General features: G+C 46.7%; 16 protein-coding genes and 1 pseudogene. 6 read left to right on the forward strand and 11 right to left on the reverse strand.

Going from position 1 to position 19,563, the window contains the following annotated elements:
- Positions 1–4 precede the first annotated feature (4 nt).
- On the forward strand, positions 5–1,231 hold the full coding sequence (locus P150_RS0101705; protein ID WP_028896216.1) for an LptF/LptG family permease: 1,227 nt from the start codon (positions 5–7) through the stop codon (positions 1,229–1,231).
- 53 nt (positions 1,232–1,284) lie between these two features.
- The gene (locus P150_RS0101710; protein WP_028896217.1) at positions 1,285–3,204 is read left to right on the forward strand and encodes a DEAD/DEAH box helicase; all 1,920 of its coding nucleotides are present in this window, start codon (positions 1,285–1,287) and stop codon (positions 3,202–3,204) included.
- Between the two features lie 173 nt (positions 3,205–3,377).
- Here P150_RS0101710 and P150_RS15660 read toward each other — a convergent pair.
- Positions 3,378–4,316, reverse strand: a pseudogene (locus P150_RS15660) (IS30 family transposase).
- A gap of 424 nt (positions 4,317–4,740) precedes the next feature.
- Here P150_RS15660 and P150_RS0101720 point away from each other — a divergent pair.
- Complete coding sequence (locus tag P150_RS0101720; RefSeq protein WP_028896218.1) at positions 4,741–6,723, forward strand: OPT family oligopeptide transporter; 1,983 nt, start codon at positions 4,741–4,743, stop codon at positions 6,721–6,723.
- Positions 6,724–6,884: 161 nt separating this feature from the next.
- Here P150_RS0101720 and P150_RS0101725 read toward each other — a convergent pair whose 3' ends face one another.
- Complete coding sequence (locus P150_RS0101725; protein WP_231477558.1) at positions 6,885–7,370, reverse strand: hypothetical protein; 486 nt, start codon at positions 7,368–7,370, stop codon at positions 6,885–6,887.
- A gap of 256 nt (positions 7,371–7,626) precedes the next feature.
- Here P150_RS0101725 and P150_RS0101730 point away from each other — a divergent pair, with 256 nt between their 5' ends.
- Positions 7,627–8,550, forward strand: a complete 924-nt coding sequence (locus P150_RS0101730; protein WP_028896220.1) for a patatin-like phospholipase family protein — start codon at positions 7,627–7,629, stop codon at positions 8,548–8,550.
- 35 nt (positions 8,551–8,585) lie between these two features.
- On the opposite strand, the gene P150_RS0101735 is transcribed toward P150_RS0101730, so the two are convergent.
- From P150_RS0101735 to P150_RS0101755, 4 genes are all read right to left on the reverse strand, one after another.
- Positions 8,586–9,248, reverse strand: coding sequence for a cation diffusion facilitator family transporter (locus tag P150_RS0101735; protein WP_028896221.1), 663 nt, complete (start codon positions 9,246–9,248; stop codon positions 8,586–8,588).
- A gap of 67 nt (positions 9,249–9,315) precedes the next feature.
- Entirely contained in the window at positions 9,316–10,104 is a 789-nt protein-coding gene (locus P150_RS0101740) for a Cof-type HAD-IIB family hydrolase (protein WP_028896222.1), read from the reverse strand.
- An 853-nt stretch (positions 10,105–10,957) separates the two neighbouring features.
- The gene (rlmH, locus tag P150_RS0101750; protein ID WP_028896223.1) at positions 10,958–11,428 is read right to left on the reverse strand and encodes a 23S rRNA (pseudouridine(1915)-N(3))-methyltransferase RlmH; all 471 of its coding nucleotides are present in this window, start codon (positions 11,426–11,428) and stop codon (positions 10,958–10,960) included.
- 55 nt (positions 11,429–11,483) lie between these two features.
- Positions 11,484–11,822, reverse strand: coding sequence for a DUF4491 family protein (locus P150_RS0101755; protein WP_028896224.1), 339 nt, complete (start codon positions 11,820–11,822; stop codon positions 11,484–11,486).
- 484 nt (positions 11,823–12,306) lie between these two features.
- Between P150_RS0101755 and P150_RS0101765 the strand changes: the two genes are divergently transcribed.
- Entirely contained in the window at positions 12,307–13,530 is a 1,224-nt protein-coding gene (locus P150_RS0101765) for a site-specific integrase (protein ID WP_028896225.1), read from the forward strand.
- A 17-nt stretch (positions 13,531–13,547) separates the two neighbouring features.
- Complete coding sequence (locus P150_RS0101770) at positions 13,548–14,837, forward strand: site-specific integrase (protein WP_036931978.1); 1,290 nt, start codon at positions 13,548–13,550, stop codon at positions 14,835–14,837.
- An 89-nt stretch (positions 14,838–14,926) separates the two neighbouring features.
- Here P150_RS0101770 and P150_RS0101775 read toward each other — a convergent pair whose 3' ends face one another.
- The 5 genes from P150_RS0101775 to P150_RS15665 form a co-directional block, all read right to left on the reverse strand.
- A complete protein-coding gene (locus tag P150_RS0101775) occupies positions 14,927–15,238 on the reverse strand; it encodes a helix-turn-helix domain-containing protein (protein ID WP_028896227.1) in 312 nt (103 codons plus the stop codon).
- A gap of 5 nt (positions 15,239–15,243) precedes the next feature.
- On the reverse strand, positions 15,244–15,528 hold the full coding sequence (locus P150_RS0101780) for a helix-turn-helix domain-containing protein (protein ID WP_028896228.1): 285 nt from the start codon (positions 15,526–15,528) through the stop codon (positions 15,244–15,246).
- Positions 15,529–15,556: 28 nt separating this feature from the next.
- Complete coding sequence (locus P150_RS0101785) at positions 15,557–15,856, reverse strand: helix-turn-helix domain-containing protein (protein WP_028896229.1); 300 nt, start codon at positions 15,854–15,856, stop codon at positions 15,557–15,559.
- A gap of 234 nt (positions 15,857–16,090) precedes the next feature.
- Positions 16,091–17,404 carry a sigma-54 dependent transcriptional regulator gene (locus P150_RS0101790; protein ID WP_028896230.1) on the reverse strand — a complete coding sequence of 438 codons (1,314 nt, stop codon included), beginning with the start codon at positions 17,402–17,404 and terminating at the stop codon, positions 16,091–16,093.
- Complete coding sequence (locus P150_RS15665; RefSeq protein ID WP_081819253.1) at positions 17,322–19,316, reverse strand: ATP-binding protein; 1,995 nt, start codon at positions 19,314–19,316, stop codon at positions 17,322–17,324. Before P150_RS15665 ends, P150_RS0101790 begins: the two co-directional genes overlap by 83 nt.
- Between the last annotated feature and the right edge of the window lie 247 nt (positions 19,317–19,563).

The raw sequence follows: 19,563 nt of genomic DNA on the forward strand, positions 1-19,563 counted from the left end.
TTCAATGAGTCAGAAGTTTGATAAATTAAAGCAAATCGCGAACAATGAAGCTCTTGCATCGAAAGCTAAGAGTCTGTTTGCCTTGCTCAAAAAGACAGGGACTTGGTTGGGTAATCATCTTACTTGGCTAAGTCCAAAGAAATATCTCGGTACGCTGGACTGGTATATCATCAAAAAGTTCATCGGTACCTACATATTCTCTATCATACTTATCATTTCCATTGCCATAGTTTTCGACTTCAACGAGAACTTATCAAAGTTTACGCAGTATCACGCACCGTGGAAAGCGATAGTTTTCGACTTCTATGCAAATTTCATCCCCTATTATTCGAACCTCTTTTCGCCGTTGTTCGTTTTCATAGCCGTAATTTTCTTTACTTCAAAACTTGCGGGCAATTCCGAAATCATATCAATGCTTGCAGCCGGCATATCGTTCAACAGACTGATGCGTCCGTATATGATTTCCTGTGTTCTCATCGCAAGCCTCACTTATTACCTGAACAGTTTTGTAATTCCACACGGAACGGTTATCAGACAGAACTTTGAGTCGCTTTACCGCAACTCGAAGAAAAACACCACTGCCGAGAATATTCAGCAGAAAGTAGGCCCCAACACCGTTGCGTACATACAATACTACGACAACAGATACAAGAGAGGCTACGGTTTCTCATTGGACAGGTTTGAGAACAAGAAGCTGGTAGACCACATGACGGCAACCGAAATCCAGTACGACACCGTGGCAGATGCCAAATATCACTGGAAAGCCTCCAACTGGAAGATTCGCAAGCTGAAAGGCTTGAAAGAGCACATCACGAGCGGCGCACAGATAGATACCGTAATCCTTATGGAACCCACCGACCTTGTTTATTCCAAAGGTCAGCAGGAAACCTTCACTTCGCCTGAACTGTTGGACTACATTTCAAAACAAACCAGCCGAGGTTCAAGAAACGTTGTTCAGTACGAGGTTGAATACCACAAGCGCATAGCGATGTCGTTCTCATCGTTTATCCTTACCATCATCGGACTTTCCCTATCGTCGCGAAAGCGCAAGGGAGGTATGGGAATGTATCTCGGAATCGGACTGGCGTTGAGCTTTGGCTACATTGTGCTTCAGACGGTTTCCTCCACCTTTGCCATAAATGCCAATACGCCTCCCGTGCTCGCGGCTTGGGTTCCCAACATCATCTTTGCCGTGATAGCCTATTTCTGTTACAGGAAGGCTCCTAATTAATATTAATGTAAAAAAAGAAAGCCCTTTGTGATGAAAGGGAACAAGATTAGAATATGAAATTTGAAAATTTAGATTTAAATGACGATGTACTCGACGCACTCTACGATATGCGATTCGAAGAGTGTACGCCCGTTCAGGAAAACTGTATCCCTAAAATACTGGAAGGTAAAGACGTTTTAGGCGTTGCGCAGACCGGTACCGGCAAGACGGCAGCCTATCTGCTCCCCGTTCTTTCCAAACTTGCAGACGGTGGTTTCCCTGAAGATGCCATCAACTGCCTTATTATGTCGCCGACAAGAGAACTGGCACAGCAGATTGATCAGGCGATACAAGGATTTTCCTACTATCTCGACGGCGTTTCCTGCGTCGCAGTATATGGTGGAAACGACGGAAACAGATACGATCAGGAACTCAAGAGCCTCGCCTTAGGCGCAGATTTAGTGATAGCCACTCCGGGGCGTTTCATTTCCCACATGTCTCTTGGCAATGTAGACCTCTCGAAGGTAAGTTTCTTCATCCTCGACGAGGCCGACCGTATGCTCGATATGGGATTCTCTGAGGATATTATGACCATTGCCCGCAAACTGCCGAAGTCTTGTCAGACGATTATGTTCTCTGCAACAATGCCCGACAAGATTGAAGACCTTGCCAAATCATTGCTAAAAGACCCCGTTGTCATAAAGCTGGCCGTGAGCAAGCCTGCCGAGAAAATCCATCAGACGGCCTACGTATGCCACGAAGTGCAGAAAATCGGCATCATCAAGGACATCTTCAAAGGCAGCGATTTGCAGCGTGTGATAATCTTCTCTGGCTCAAAACAGAAGGTAAAACAAATAGCACTCTCACTCAATCAGAAGCACATCAACTGTGGAGAGATGCACTCCGACCTCGATCAGGCAGCCCGAGACGAAATAATGTTCAAGTTCAAGAGTGGTCAGATAGACGTTCTTGTTGCCACGGATATCATTTCTCGTGGTATCGACATCGACGACATTACAATGGTCATCAACTACGATGTGCCCCGCGATGCCGAAGATTACGTACACAGAATTGGCAGAACAGCCCGTGCCGACCGCGACGGTAAAGCGATAACATTCGTTGCCGACGACGACATCTACTACTTCCAGCAGATAGAAAAGTTCCTTGAAAAGGAAATAGAAAAGGTAGCTTTGCCCGAAGGATTGGGCGAAGGACCTGAATACGTGCCGATGGGCAAGCCGAAGCGCAACGGAAATGCCAAGGACAGACGCAGAAAAGACAGAGACCACCAGAGCCATAAGGACAAGAAATCTCACAACAACAAGCGTCGGAACAGCGAAAACAACAGAACACAGGATTCCCGAAACGCCGGCGAAAACCGAAACGGCGCACCTCGGGGAAACGCTGCCGAAGATGTTTCTTCAAAGGCTCAATCCACGGAAAGGAACGATAATTCCGCAAAGAACTCCAACAGAAGCCATCAGAATCCCAATGCTCAGAGACAAAACGGAAACAGGCGCAATACTGACGAGCAGAACAACGGCGAACATTCGGCAGAAAAAAGCCAGAATGCAAATGCCGAAAGGACTTCAAGGAATGCCGACAGAAACAGCAGAAACGCTCGAAACAAGCAGAATGGAAGTCAGAAAAATGACAAACAGCGCACGGACGGCGGAGAAAAGGCTGACAACGCATCACGTGAAAATAGCAATCAGCGTGAGAGAAACAGAAACGAGCGTAAAAGCAAGACCAACGAGAACAGGCAGAAAAACAATAGTCAAAGGCGACAGGACGAAAAGCAGAACACAAATGCACAGAAGCCGAAGAACAGGAATAAGAAAAAGAACCGTGTTCACGACAATGCTGAAAAGCCAAGAAGAAGTACAAAATACGACATCCGTGATGAATATTCCGTACCTTCAAAACAGGATTCAGGAATCAAGTCATTGATCAAGAAGCCCCTGAAATGGCTCAATAAGCTGAGAGGAAAATAAGAACGCTTCCCTATCTCGGAAATAATTTGCAGGGTGTAACTTTCAAACCAACTGAAAGTTACACCCTTTTTCGTTTTTAAATAAGCTGAAAAAGTGCCAAGAAAACGAGCATACAAATTGAGTTTAGCAAATAAGCAAATCTCGGACTGTAGAGTCAACCAGCAAGTGCAAAATTACAACACATGTTTGAAGAACTCGCACTTTGGTGTGGAAAAGTTTAATTTTTCCCTTGGTCTTTCATTCAATTTCTTCTGTATGGCCATAATCCTCTTGTCCGTATAGTTCTCAAAGGAATCCTTTTTAGGGATATATTGCCTGATTAACTTGTTTGTATTCTCAATGGCTCCCTTTTGCCATGAACAATATGGATCTGCAAAGTACACAGGCACGCCCAACCATTTCGTGATATCCTTATGTGTGGCAAACTCAGGTCCGTTGTCAGTGGTAATGGTCTTCAGTCTGTCCTTGTATGGCAGCAGCAGTCTCCTGACTGCTTTTGCCAGAGGCTTCGACTGCTTCCCAAATGGCAGTTTCCGCATAAGCAACATATTGGTGGATTTCTCCACCAGTGTGAGTATGGCCCTTTGGGCAGGGTCGACAATCAGGTCCATCTCAAAGTCTCAAAATCTCTTCCCGTCCACTTCCTTGCTTCTCTCATGGATGCGCACCCTGTCCTTGACAGGAAGATGCCCACCCTTGGGGTGATGCCTGTATTTCATCTGATGTCTTGTGTGCCCGGCAAGTTTCCCTGTAGGGTCATTGTGGATGATGTTGTAGATGGACTGATGGGACACCCTTATCCCATCAGTCACACGCAGATACCCCGATATTTGTCTTGGAGACCATTGGTCATTAACGATATGTTCCTTGATTCTCCAGACCAATTCGTCGGAGAGCTTGGAGTTCGTCCCCGTTCTCTCTCTGCGCTGCATGGCCATGTCGTGCGCCTTCGTCCAGATATACTTTCCCGAGGGCGTGCTGTTGCGTTTGAGTTCACGTGAGAGTGTTGCCTGACTGATGCCGACGATGGCGGCAATATCTTTTCTTGCGGTTTTCTTTTGAAGTAAGGCGAAAATTTGCGACCTTTGCTCCGAGATTAATTGATGGTACATGAACAATACAAAGTTAGTTAATCCTGGGGAGACTTCGGTCTCCCTTTTTTAATTTGTATTGCCGGTTGTTGCTTTTTCCTCGCCGAGAGATGCAGACAACCTCTCGCTACGCTTCGAGAACGTCTGCATCTCTCGGCGAGGGCTACTCTTTTTTGCACTTCGATTTGGAATCTTCAGGACTCATATAAATTTGATTACCTCAGTTCGGGATAAGATGGCAAAGAAAATTCTCACAGATATCACAATTACCTTCTAAAAAGGGCTGATTACTGCAATTTTCATCTTGAAATAAATGAAAATATAGTATTTTTTATTTATCTTTGTGGGGTATAAAAGGGTGTTTTAGGGCGAAATCATCTGTGAACTGTCGTCCTTGCGCCCAACGAATCGAGTGCGTGAACAAACATACAAAATCAAAACATATATGGAAAATCAAGAAAAACTAAATGCGGAACTCCCCGAAAACGCCTTTCGTGAACTGAAGGAGGGCGAGGAGTATCAGCCGGTAATGGCACCACAGAAGGTTTACAGAGAAGTAAACGGATGGTCGGTAACGTGGGGTATTCTGATGGCCGTGCTTTTCTCGGCTGCCGCTGCCTATCTCGGGCTGAAGGTTGGCCAGGTGTTTGAAGCTGCCATTCCTATTGCCATCATTGCAATCGGCCTTTCCTCGGCTACGGGCAGAAAGAATGCACTGGGCGAAAACGTTATCATTCAGAGTATCGGAGCTTGTTCTGGAGCCGTTGTGGCAGGTGGTATCTTCGTGATGCCGGCTATCTATATGCTCGAACTTCAGGCAGATTTTCTGCAAGTTTTCATTGCCGCTGCTCTGGGAGGCGTGCTCGGTATTCTGTTTATCATTCCTTTCCGAAAGTATTTCGTGAAAGATCAGCACGGAAAGTATCCTTTCCCCGAAGCTACTGCGACAACACAGGTGCTTGTAAGTGGAGAAAAAGGCGGCAGTCAGGCTAAACCGTTGCTCATTGCTGGTCTTGTGGGAGGTCTTTACGACTTCGTAATCGCCACGTTCGGATGGTGGAACGAGACCGTTACGACACGAATGATAGGATTTGGCGAAACCGTTGCTGAGAAGGCAAAGCTCGTTCTGAAGCTCAATACGGGTGCTGCCGTGCTCGGTTTGGGATACATCATCGGTCTTAAATATGCTTTCATCATCTGTATGGGTTCTCTTACCGTGTGGTGGCTCATCGTTCCGGCTATGGCACTCATATTCCCTGATACGGTTCTCAACCAGTGGGATCCAACTATCACGACAGCCGTCGGCGCAATGGAACCTGAAATGATATTCAAGTCGTATGCACGTTCCATCGGTATCGGAGGTATTGCTATGTCCGGTATTATTGGTATCGTGAAATCTTGGGGTATCATCAAGAGTGCGGTAGGACTTGCAGCGCGCGAAATGAAAGGCAAGGGAGCCAATCAGGAGGAAGCAATCCGAACACAACGCGATATATCGTTTAAGATTATTGCGTTCGGCAGTATCACAACGCTGATTGTTATCTTCATATTCTTCTATACAGGCGTGATGAAATTCAATCTGATGCACGCCGTCGTGGCTATCGTGCTCGTTGCCCTGATTGCTTTTCTCTTCACAACTGTGGCTGCAAACGCTATTGCCATCGTGGGTTCAAACCCTGTTTCGGGTATGACGCTGATGACACTGATTCTCGCTTCCGTTGTAATGGTGGCTGTCGGACTGAAAGGCAATGCAGGTATGCTCGCAGCTTTGCTGATGGGTGGCGTGGTCTGTACGGCACTTTCAATGGCAGGTTCTTTCATTACCGACCTCAAGATTGGCTATTGGCTCGGCACAACTCCTAAGAAACAAGAGACTTGGAAGTTCCTCGGCACTATTATTTCTGCTGCTACGGTGGCCGGAGTGATGATAGTTCTCGACAAGGCATACGGCTTTAATTCCGGAAAACTCGCTGCCCCACAAGCTAATGCAATGGCAGCAGTCATCAAACCATTGATGAGCGGACAGGGAGCACCGTGGGTTCTCTATGGAATCGGTGCTGTGATAGCCTTCATTCTCGACCGTTGCAAGGTTCCGGCTTTGGCGTTTGCACTGGGTATGTTCATTCCAATAGAATTGAATATCCCATTGTTGGTGGGTGGTGCCGTAAACTGGTATGTAACTTCACGCTCAAAGGATGCCGAAATCAATAAGATTCGAGGCGACAAGGGTACACTTTTGGCATCCGGTTTCATTGCCGGTGGTGCGCTGATGGGCGTTGTTTCCGCGCTGTTGAAGTTCGGTGGCATTGAATTCGACTATTCAGAATGGTGGAGCAATCATCTTTCCGAGCTCCTGTCGCTCATTGCTTACGTGGCATTGATATTGTATTTCATCATTGCAACAAAAGACACGAAAGCGAAAGAATAATCCTTTTAGAATAATATGAGGTTCAAACAGTCAGGCCGTTATGCTTCAACAGCAATTACGTTTCGCATATCTTGACTTACAGAACCTTTTAAATGAAACTATAAAAGCCCGACAATTCTTTGTCGGGCTTTTAATATAATCTAATATAATGAGCTTAAACCTTATTCCGTAATCTGAATGCAATAAGGCAACGGCTGCTGAAGTTCGATAAAGGAAATGGTGGGCTGACCTTCCTTTGTGCAGACAGTAGTACCCGGTGTAGACTTAATTACTTCGCCCATTTCGTATCCCAATGTCTTCGCTTGCTTTTTATAGGCATTGAAAGCAGCACGGTTGAAGAGATAGACATAGAGTGTTGTGCCGTTTTCAGCCAGAAGCACAAGGCTGGAATTGCCTTTCTTGAAGGAAGCAGGAAAGAAATCCTTCGTCAAATTCATATTCTTTACCCAGTTATAGTCCTTTCCATACTTATCCGTTGATACACCTTTATAAGTATATCCTTGGTTTTCCAGAATCCGTTTGGCCTTTTCAAGTGTCTTTCCTTGGAATATCCTGATGGCATCTTTTACTGAAACAACATCACTTTGAGCCTGAATACTCATCGCCAACAAGAGTCCAAAGAACGATAAAAAGATTTTTTTCATCATAAATTAGTTTTGTATTAATGCTGCAAAGATATTAAAAACTTTATGAAAATCAAATATATACGAATATATTTTGAGTCATTTTAAGTCTTGTTACTAAATTATTTAACGGATGATTCAGCATTCAACAGCAAAAATATTCAATAGATTGATTTGTAATTGCTGCTGATTAAGAATTTAAATGCTTATCTTTGCTTCGGAGAAACTGGTTTGCCGTCTGCGTTCAGATGGCGAACTGCATACAGAAAACTGATAGGAAATGACGAATTTACTCAATAAGCTCAAAGGATTTTTTACAAGAAAGCAACAGCCTTCAAGGAAGGTGGCACTGGTGCTTTCGGGAGGTGGCGCACGAGGGCTCGCACACGTCGGAGCCATTGAAGTGCTGGAAGAACGAGGATATACAATTACTTCTGTTGCAGGAACTTCAATGGGAGCACTTGTAGCTGGCGTATATGCCAACGGAAAACTCAAAGAACTGAAAGAACTGGCACTAAACCTCAATCTGAAACAGACATTGGGGCTGATTAATCTTTCGATGGGACTGGACCACGTTGCAAGCGGCGACAAGCTGATGGAGGCGATAGAACAACTCACAGGACAGACAATGATTGAGGATTTACCCATTCCCTACTGCTGCATAGCGTCGGATATAGTGAGCGGACAAGAGCGAGTGTTTCGCAAAGGTTCGCTGACAACAGCCATCCGTGCTTCCATTTCCATTCCTTGCTTCTTCAAACCCGTAAGAGAAGAAGGACATATAGACGTAGACGGCAGCATTCACAACACGCTTCCACTCGACCGAGTGGAGCGGACGGAAGGCGATATGCTCGTTGCCATTAACGTAAACGCACCCGACAGTTGCCCTTACGTCTATCTGAAAAGCGAGAAAAAAGATGCGGAAAAGCCGAAAACGGAGAAGATTTCGACGCTGAAGGCAAAGCTGCCTTTCCGTAAAATACAGTTTTCAGCCAATTATATGAATATGGCTATCCGTGTGGCGAATCTTGCCATTCAGGCAAATACCCAATTAGCATTGCGGCTTACACCTCCGGATATTTGTGCAGAACTTCCGATGGACCTATACAATATGTTCGATTTCAATAAAGCCGAAGAACTGATAAAGTACGGAAGGGAGGAAATGACGAGAAAATTGGATGAATACGAAGCCCGGTTTCGCTAGCAGAAAAGCAGTTTTCACGCTGCTTTCTTTTCGTTTCAGGAATGCGAAGAAGCCGTGAGTGCCCTACCCGTTTCCCACAACAGCCTCACAGCCCAGCGAATAACCACCAATGCCGAAACGATGGCTACGGCAGCATCCACCCAAGTGATATCCCAAAGCCACGCAGAAACAATTCCGATGATGGCTCCAAACTTTGTCAGCACATCGGAAAGCAGGTGCAGGTAGGCTGCCTTGCTGTTGTAGTCGCCCTCTCCTTGTCTGTCGCGCAGCGCAAAAGCACAGATAACGTTGGCTATCAGGCTAACTATTGCCACCCCCAATGCAAAACCAAAGTTCGACATCTGGGCGTCGTGGTCGTGATGCTCGTGCCCGTGCAACACCCCGAAACCCTCTAAAATAATCACGAATGCCATTATCATCAGCAGGATTCCACTCGTGAATGCCGAAAGTTTCAGGATCTTGTCGCTGTCGTAGTTCTCCGACTGTCGGCTTTCCAGTCTCCTCACAAGCACATAGGCTGCCCAGTTAAGCCCTACCAAGAGCACGTGCGACCCCATATGGATACCGTCTGCCACCAAAGCCATAGAATGCGACAGGAAACCGACTGCCATTTCTGCCACCATTACCACGAACGTGAAGAGCACCACGAGCCGGATGCGCTTCTCCTGTTTTGTCCTCTCTATATGAATCGTTTCCAAATTGCTGTTAGTTATCGCTTGTTTTTTACCTTATTTCCCTGCATACATCCTCATTACAGATTCAGTTTCAGTCTATCACGCCGAAATGCTGCAAGGCATTTCTAATGCCGTCTTCGTCTACCGAAGTAGTGATATAGTCGGCTTTCGCCTTGACTTCCTTACTGGCATTGCCCATTGCCACCCCGATGCCCGCCGATTGCAGAATGGAAACGTCGTTTCCTCCGTCGCCGAATGCAATGCACTCTCCTATTTTATAGCCTAAATGCGCTGCCATAGTGCGCAACGCATTGCCCTTGTCGGCACCTTTCACCGTAATGTCCGTGAAATCGGGATGCCATCGCGCCGAAACACAATGAGGCATATCGGGCATAATATGTGCTTCCGACTCGGAAGAAAAGAAAGGCGTGAGCTGAAGAATTGGACTTTCGAGCAGGGAATCAATCGGTTTTCTGATGTCGATATTCGTTACCCCGAGATCTTCCACGAATATTTTAGTGAATATCTCCCTGTAATTGTGGATGGCGATGTCTTTCTTTCCGCACACAATCACACTGTAATTGCGCCTGCTTGCGTCCTCAATCATTGCCAGAACGTCTTCCTTCGGAATGGGTTTTACGACTATATCTTCGTCGCCTACGAAACAATACGCTCCATTGAACGTGATGTAGCCGTCGATGAGGTGCTCTATCGCCCCGATGTTGTTGATAATGGCAACAGGACGACCGGTGGAGATATAAATCTTCACGCCGTTTTCCTTCGCCTTTGCGATGGCATCGATGGTAGACTTTGGTATTTCGTGCGTCTTGAACGACACTAGCGTACCGTCTATATCGAAGAATGCTGCCTTGATTGCCATATAAATACTTCAAGTTTGCTGCAAAGTTACTAAAAGTATTTGTGATTTTGGGAAGTTTTGATGAGATATGAGTGCAGATTACCTAAATATAATTACTGCAAAATATGCAGAAACCGGGTTGTCGGATAAGTATTCATAATTTAGTTGCTATAATCATTACGCAAGGCTTTCTTCCGAAGCAAGCTCTCGAATCTGTAAATATTGATTACTGAAAAAACGCACATATTTTTCTGCAAAATAGAGATTTCCAATGCTTCTCCCGACGGTTGAAAACCATTTTCTGCATCATTGAAATCCATTCAAACGATAATTGCAATGCGTTTTTGCGAAGAATGGGTTGCATTCTTCGCAAAAAAGAAAGACGAATAAACGAAGAAAATCCTATAAATTCAGGTTGTTTTCGCTGTTAATTTGTTCTATTAGCGAACATTAAAAAAAGATTTATATGCACAGATTTGCATAGTCAATCACTAATCTGCTGATAACAAACAGATTAAATATGCACACAAAAAACTTGCGTTTTTGAAAAATAAAAATCTTCTGCCGAAAATAATGGAATTATAGAGAGGGATTTGTAAACATTATTCACAAAAAACGAATGCTATCTGCGCAATCTGCGTAATTCATCGAGAGATAACGTTCTCGCTGATTACGCAGATTGCGCAGATATTTTATTATGCTAAAATTGTTTTGTTATATACTTTAATATTTAAAACGTGAACTGGTATTCTAAAAAAGTTAGATAACTGTACTACAAAATAACTTTTAAAGAACTATATCTTATCGTCTCCTGAAACGTTATTTAATTTGTCAGAGGCTATGCAGCATCATTATCAGCCTCTCATTTACGGATTTACTCGTGATGATACGGCTCGCCTTTTATGATGGTGCAGGCTCTGTATAACTGTTCAACGAAGATAAGGCGCACCATCTGATGGGAGAAAGTCATCTTGGAAAGCGATATTTTCTCATTGGCACGCTTATAGACATCTTCCGAAAAGCCGTAAGGACCACCGATAATGAAGACCAGTCGCTTTGCCGTGTTCTGCTTTTTCTGAAGCCACAGCGCATATTCCACGGAACGGAACTCCTTGCCGTGCTCGTCGAGAAGCACCAATGTGTCTGAGGACTGCACTTCTTTCAGAATCAGTTCGCCCTCGCGGGTCTTCTGCTGTTCTTCAGACAGTTTTCTGGTGTTCTTCAGTTCGGGAATGGTGGTAATGGTAAACGGGAGATAATGCCCTATGCGCGAAACATAGTCCTTTATCCCTGCGATGAAATGCTCGTTTTGAGTCTTTCCGACCAGTAGCAGCGTAACTTTCATAATGGCAAAAAGATTGCCGTTCCATCCTTTTCAGTAAAGGCCCGGAACGGTGTTTCTACTTCTTTCTTTCGTCAATCTCTTTATCGTACTGGCGTGTGTATTCGCTTTCTCTGTCCTTGTTCATCGGAAACCACCCACGCTCGACACGCTTTTTCTGGTCGAAGAGTTCGCCGATTCCCCAGAGAAGCGATGCACCAGTAACACCGAGAAGTGCCGACCAGAACACTTTTTCAATGAACAATGCGCCGACACAGCAGGCAATGCCCACAATAAGGTAGAGAATCCACGGCTTGGTGCCGTAATAATATTCAGTCTTTATAACCAGAGGATGGCAGAGTCCTATAATAAGAAAGGTGCAGATTGCAAGAATCACGCCTTCGTAGTATAATTCCATAATGGGCAAAACGTAATATATAGTTGATAATAATATCCGACGGCATTCGCAATAGTATTCTCATTTTGTACTAATTACAAATCATCAATGCAAAAATACGAAGAATTCGGCTAAAATCGGCAAGAAAACGAAGAATAATGCAAGTATCTGTCTATAAAGGAATAAAGGTATTACGGTTCAATATCTTTCATCTTTTCTAAAAGGCATTCCATTATGGGTTCGTGAACTTTGTTACTACCTATCCGTTGCCTTTTGGAAAGACGAAAATCCATCAAGACAGATATGAATCCCATTCCGGTATTTAGTTGTAGGACAGGCTTATAAGCCCTCCTGTTCACCTGCAAAGATACTCTTTTTCTTCCCGACATGAAAGAAATATGAGAACAATTTTCCCTGCATGTGGCTTTTTTCCTTATTCTGCTATATTCTTCATAGGTTGCAAAGGCTCTGCATCAGTTAAATTTGCAAACAAAAACAGATGATTATGAAACAAAGTGATGTAAGGCTCTCGTTCTACCTCAAAAAGAGCGAAATCAACGAAGAGGGGCGATGTCCCATCATGGTACAACTTGCCGTGGGCAGAAATTCCAGAAGTTCGTTCAGTGCCAAGCTGTCGGCTCCATTAAAACTCTGGGTGTCCGGACGCGTGAAAGGAAAAAGCATCGTCGCGTTGGAAATCAACAGACGATTGGATGAACTCAGGGCCTCCGCCCTCAATATCCACAGGGAACTGGCAGCGGTCCATCAGAGGGTTACTGCCGATGACGTGAAATGCCGCTTGTTGGGCATGGCGGAAGGACAAGTAACCCTGCTGTCGTATTTTGAATCCTTTCTTGACAAGTTTGACGGGCGCATTGGGATAAACAGATGTAGGACAAGCGCAAAATCCTACCATTATGCCTACAAGAAACTCTCTGTCTTTCTACGACACCAATACAGGTTGTCGGACATCTCGTTTACCGCCCTTGACCGTTCCTTTATAGAGAAATATGACACATATCTGCGGACAGACTGCCATCTTGCACCCGGAAGCATCATTTTATTGACCACCCGTCTGAACACCGTCATCGGCGAGGCTATCGCTGACGGCATCATCACGGCCAATCCTTTCTGCGGATATAAGCCAAAGCGTCCTGTCTATAAGAGAAAGTACCTGACGTCAGATGAACTGCACCGGCTTATGACAACGCCCCTGCACAGCGACGTGATGTATCTTGTACGGGACATGTTCCTGTTTTCCTGCTTTACGGGAATATCCTTTGGTGATATGCGCCGCCTGTCCGTGGAGCATTTGGAAAGAAGCATGGACGGAAGGCTCAGGATAAGGTCCATGCGTAAGAAGACAGGGGTGGTTTATGAAGTCCCGCTGCTTGAGCTTCCGCTTCATATCATTGACAAATACCGGGATGCGGCACCTGACGGAAGACTCCTGCCGATGTACAACAATTCCGATATGAACAGATACCTGAAGCGCATTGCAGTCCTCTGCGGCATTGAACGCCGCATTGTCTTTCACATGGCAAGGCACACCTATGCCACGGAGATAACCCTCTCTCACGGCGTTCCCCTTGAAACGGTAAGCCGTATGCTGGGACATACGCGGATTACCACCACGCAAATCTATGCAAAGGTTACGGACGACAAGATAGATACGGACACCAAATTGTTGAATGACCGCATTGCCGAATGTTTCCCCGTTGTAATTTGAATAAAACATCCTGAGACATGACAACTGAAAATAACATGCATCCTGCCGTGCGAAGACACCGCAGCACCTTTTCCGTATTGTTCTACATCAATCGCACCAAGGTACGCAAGGACGGTTCCTGCCAGCTTCTGTGCAAGGTCAGTATTGACTCGAAATGGGAGCAGATAGGAACCAAGGTCTCCGTGAATCCTGCCCTCTGGAATCCTGCGACGGGACGCGCGGACGGACGGAGCGAGAATGCCCTTGTCGTCAACCGGGCCATTGACGACCTGACGGAGAGAATCAACCGGCATTATCGCCGTATCAGGGGGGAATTGGGATTCGTGTCAGCCGAACTTGTCAAGAATGCCCTGAAGGGTATCGGCCAGAAGCCGCTTACCCTGTTGGCGCTTTTCAGGGAGCATAATGACGAGTTCCGCAAGCGTGTCGGTGTGGACCGGACAAGGGAGAGCTGGAAGAGCTATCTGAACTCATACAATCATCTCGCATCATTCGTTGAAGAAAGAATGTCGAGGAAGGATGTTGCGCTGCGCAGTCTTGACAAGGAATTCTATGACAGCTTCGACCTCTACCTGAGAAAGTCCTGCCACATGAAAGCCAAATCAGTCCATGAGCACCTGTACCGCCTGAAGAAGATGACGATGCGGGCGGTAAACCAGGGAACCCTGCGCCGTGATCCCTATGCGCGCCTGCATCCCGAACTTCCCAAGCGGGAAAGCCGGCATCTCAGGCTTGACGACCTTCAGACGATACTTGCGACGCCGGTAGAGCAGCCGAACCTGTGGCGTGTTCGGGACTGGTTCATCTTTTCCACCTTCACGGGGCTGGCCTATGCCGACTTAAAGCGTCTGTGCGAAGACAACGTCACGCAGGCCGCGGATGGGACGTGGTGGATACACATCAGGCGCAAGAAGACCGATACTCCCTCCGTAATCCGTCTCCTGGACGTCCCGCTGCGGATTATTGAAAAATACCGGAATGAACGGAAAGACGGGCGCATATTCAACCTCTATGCCCGCAACTACCTGATAAAACTCACGAAAAGGCTGGGAAAGGAATACGGTATCAATCTAACCTTCCACATGGCACGCCATAATTTCGGCACGCATGTCACCTTGTCCCAGGGAATCCCGATAGAAACCGTAAGCAGGATGATGGGACACAAGAGTGTTACGACCACGCAGATCTATGCGCACGTCACGGACGGCAAGATAGATGAGGACATGAAGATTCTTCAGAAGCGAATGCAGGCAGGCAACCTGTCCCTATACGAACAGGACAATGAGAATTCATTTCTGCAAAAGTAATAATGCGCCACACTGACAACGGGCAGTTCCGATTTCCGGGGCTGCCCGTTGTCTGTATCCAGCATCAAGCGGAAATAGTAATATAAAGTTCAAATCCACTCCTCGCCGTCCATGCTTTTCCTATGAATACTCTCCAGAAATTCCTGAATCTCCGACTCCCGGTAAAGTACCTTTCCCTGCATCTGGTAGTACGGAAGTATTCTTTCCATGCGGTATTCGTGAAGCGTCCGGCGGCTCACTTTCAGCAGGCGGGACAGTTCCTCATCATTGACGAACCGGTCTCCCCTGAAACTTTTCCGAATGTCCGGCTCCAGCCTGTCCAGTGCCTTTTCCACATTGGACAGGCGACGGAGCAGATCCATTATCCGAGGGTCATTCCTGTCTATGAAATAATGACTCATAATGATTATTTTTTGGGGTGATACGATGATTCCAACATTCTCTCCACATCCTCCGGCCTGTAAAAAGCCTTATGGCGGATATAGCTGCAGGCTATCAGCCCTTTTTCCCTGTATGACTGCAAAGTACGCTTGGATATGCCGAGCAGCTCGCATACATCCTGGCTGTCCAGCCATTTCTTGATCCCCACATCCGCTTGTTTCTCCAAAAGGAGGCCTGCCCTTTCCTCTATTCTGCGCACACGCTCCATCAGGGTGTCGAAGGTTCTTAAATCCATGCTTATAATTTCCATTGTATTTCTTTTTAAGTCAGACAACCGGTTACTCTCCTTTCTTTACAGGCAGTTCCTTCCCCTTGCTTTTAAGGAAATCGCCAATTTCAGACGCCTTGTAGTAAGTGCGTCCGTCTATCATGTAATAGCGTATCAGTTTTTTCTGCCGGTAGCGCGCCAGCGTCCGCTTGGTCACGCCGAGCAGACGGCACAGGTCATGATTCTCCAGCAGCGTGTCGCCGTCAAGGCAGTCCTTGACCTTGTTCATGCGCTCCAGTGTCCGGTCCACATTGTCGAAGCGTCCCATTATCTGAAGGAACATCTTCTGTACGGTTTCCATCTGTATCATTGCAAACTGTTTTAAGTTAATATGAATTTTTCCTTAACTTGCCGCGCAACAGGTTATGCCATATAATACGCCAAAAGCATGCCACAGACACTATCTTTCACCAAAACTCATTGATATTCCGCTGAATGTCAATGCAATAGGATTTTAATCATATCTTTCACAGATAATTATGATTGTGGTAAAATACGAGGATTTCTTGCGATATGCCATTGCATACCGCAAGAAATGAACCGCTCATTCAATCCTGTACTTGTTTATCTTTCGATACAGCGTAGTGGGATTGACATTCAGGAGTCTTGCCGCCTGTGTCTTGTTACCCCTGCATATTTCAAGAGCCTTTATGATGGAGTCTTTTTCCAGCCGGGCATCCCTCAATGGGACAAACTGCTCCGGTTCTATCTTTGGGGATGGCGGAATCATGGCTATTCCCAGATTCTTTTCCGTGATACGGGAACTTTCCGAAACCAAGACGGCACGCCTGACTCTGTTCCTGAGCTCTCTGATGTTACCGCTCCACGAATGTGTGAGCAAAAGCCGTTCAGCCTCTTTCGTGAACCCGGCCGTTTCCTTTCTCAGTTCGCCGGAGAATTTCTTTCTGAAAAACTCCGCAAGCGGGAGGATGTCCTCCTTACATTCCCGCAGGGGCGGCAGCCGTATCTCAAACTCACACAGGCGGTGATACAGGTCCTCTCTGAAGAACCGCTTTCCAATAGCTTCCTCCATGTCCTCATTCGTTGCCGCCACGATACGCACATCTGCTGTCCGCTCCCTGTTCCCGCCGATGGGGAGGTACGCGTTCTCCTGAAGCACTCTCAGCAGTGCCGACTGGGTTTCGTAGGGAAGTGTCCCTATCTCGTCAAGGAACAGCGTACCGCCTCTTGCCGTTTCAAAATATCCCTCCTCGCTCCTGTCCGCGCCCGTAAATGCCCCTTTCTTATGCCCGAAGAACAGGGAAGCCGACAGTTCACGGGGTATGGCCCCGCAGTTCACGGCAACGAATGGGCGATGTTTCCTTGGACTGTTGAAATGTATGCTCTTGGCTATTTCCTCCTTTCCCGTTCCGTTTTCACCGAGTATCAGTACGGACAGGTCAAAGGGCGCCACCAGCCTGGCAAGGTGTTCCGCCTCCCTTGCCTTCAGGCCGGGACGCCTGAAATATTCCCTCTGTTCCGACTGCATGACGGAAAGCGCCTTAACCTGTTCGGCTACCAGTTCCAGCAGGCGTTCCCTGTATACGGGCTTTGGAAGATAGTCCTTTGCTCCGAGCTTGATGGATTTCACCGCATCCGGAAAGGAGGCATATTCGGTCATGATGACGTAAGGTACGGCTTTTCCTTCTCTGATCATCCATTCGAGCAGAGATATTCCGTTTCCCCTCGGCAACCGAACGTCTGCCAGAATCAGATCGAACTCCATCTTCTCTATCCACTTTTTTGCAGCAGGCTCGTCTATGGCCGTCATCACCTCAAAGCCGTTCGCCCACAGCCACTCTTTCTGTATATTGGCAAGTGCCACATTGTCTTCCACTATCAGTATTTTCTTTCTCATGTCTTATCCTTTCCAGTTCCTTTTCCGTATCAGCTATAAGTTTTCGTATCTCAATGATGATATTTTCCGTGCAGGTATTGACGGTATTGCTGTCCGTGCCCATGCCCTTGAGCATCTCGTGGTAGTATTGCAGCTTGCATTCCCGCCGCATCAGTTCCCACAAGGGGCGTATCCTGTGCACAATCTCGCGCAACGCCTCCCTGTCAGCCTCTTTCATGGCACGTCTCAGGTCTGCGATGTCTTTCCTTGAACTTGCTATCAGTTTTTGCAGGATACCGCACTTGTCCGTCGTTCCGCGTGTCAGAGGAGTAAAATCGGCACAGCATGTCTGCTGTGCCACAGAAGAGAGGCTTCGCAGCAGTTCGTTGGAAGAAAAAGGCTTGAACACACAGCCGGAGAAGCCTCTTGCCATGATGTCTTCCCGCGAGAAGTCTCCCCGCGCACTCATGGCTATCACGGGAAGTTGCCTTGAGTTCTGCAGGTTCGATTTTCGCAGAAGTTCCAGCAGGGAAAAGCCATCCGTTCCCGACATCCGTATGTCGCTCAGCAGTACGTCGTAGTCTTGCCGGCGTATGGCGGCGGAAAACTCCGATGTGCTGCTGTATGCCGTACAGGAAACACCGTTTCGTTCCAGCATCTCCCTGACCATCTCAAGCTGTAGGGTGTCGTCGTCAATAACCAGCACGTGATGCGGAAGAAGCAACGGCCTGTCATCTTCTCCCGACATGCCGTTGTTCACAGGGAGGTCCGTTTTTGGAAGCGGCAGGGAAACCCTGAAGGATGAGCCTTTCCCCTGTTTGCTTGTGACGCTGATTCTGCCTCCCATGAGAATTACGAGTCCTTTCGTTATGGTCAGTCCAAGGCCATAGCCTTCCTCTTTCCCGGCATTGTCGCATCGCTCGAAAGGAACGAAGATTCTCTCCATCGTCTTCTTGTCCATTCCGATTCCCGTGTCCCGTATTTCCACTTCCAGTTTTCCTTTGGAATATACAGCCCGGAATACAACCCTTCCGCGACAGGTATATTTCATGGCGTTGGTCAGCAGATTGTCTATGATTTCCTCTATACGGTCCGCGTCTCCTATCAGTGTTACATCCGTTGACTTGAAGGTATGAACGAAAACCAAATTCCTGTCCTTGGCCATCTGTACGGCACATGTCACAGTCCTGTCCAACAAGTCCGACAAATGGAAGGGGATTGCATTTACCGTTGCCTTTTCCTCCTTCAGCCTGTATATGTCCAGCAGACCGTTCAGTAGATGCAGGATATGCAGGCAGCGTTCCCTTATATTTGCAAGATATCTGTCGTGTTCTTCCTTGCAGCATGCGCTCATGGCGAGTTCGGCACTTCCGCTGATGACATTCAGCGGACTGCGGATGTAATGAGAGACGGAGAGGATTATTTTCTTGTGCGTTTCCAGCAATATGCGGTGCTCCCGTATGCACTTTTCCTTTTCGAGCAGTGTCTTTTCCAAACAGAGGAAATGCCGGTATATAAAAATGTATGATGCCGAAAGAACACAAATTACGCCGGCTGTCAGGCTGCCTATGACTATGGCATGACCGCCACGTATGGGCAAGGAGTTTCTGTTGCCGGTATATAGGTACAGTCCCGTCTGTATCGGCATTTCCTGCTCCGGCAGGCTGTCGCGTAGCTCCAATAGCGGCGGCAATGATTCCATACTCCTGAAACAGCTCCATTCCCCTGCCTTGATGCAGACGATGCCGCCGGTGAGAAGTACGACAAGCACATAACTAGCAACAAGCTTGATGTGGAAGGAAATTCTCTTTATGCGTTTTCTGATGCTCCCAAGCATATCCTGCAAGGGAAACGAAAGAATATTGTCGGGTGGCAGGCTTTTTATCTGATAAAATAAATGTATTATGGGTTTATAAATCTTGAGTATCATCATGATGGATAAGTTTTTCAGTTATCAACGTTTGGTGGTATGCTGAAAATCCCAACCAATATATCAAAAAAATGCAGAAATCCCTGTCGTTTCTGCGCTCTATGCCACTCTTTCCGTGAACGAATGGCAATGGAAACTGACACTCCCTTGGATTCGTATATCCCTTGGTCTATGTCGGTTTTCACATTTGTTGCTCCTTTGGTTATTTGACCGTTTGTTAAAATGTATGTGTTCCTCCATTACATCCCGT

The sequence above is a fragment of the Prevotella sp. HUN102 genome (assembly GCF_000688375.1).
In the GTDB taxonomy this organism is placed as follows: domain Bacteria; phylum Bacteroidota; class Bacteroidia; order Bacteroidales; family Bacteroidaceae; genus Prevotella.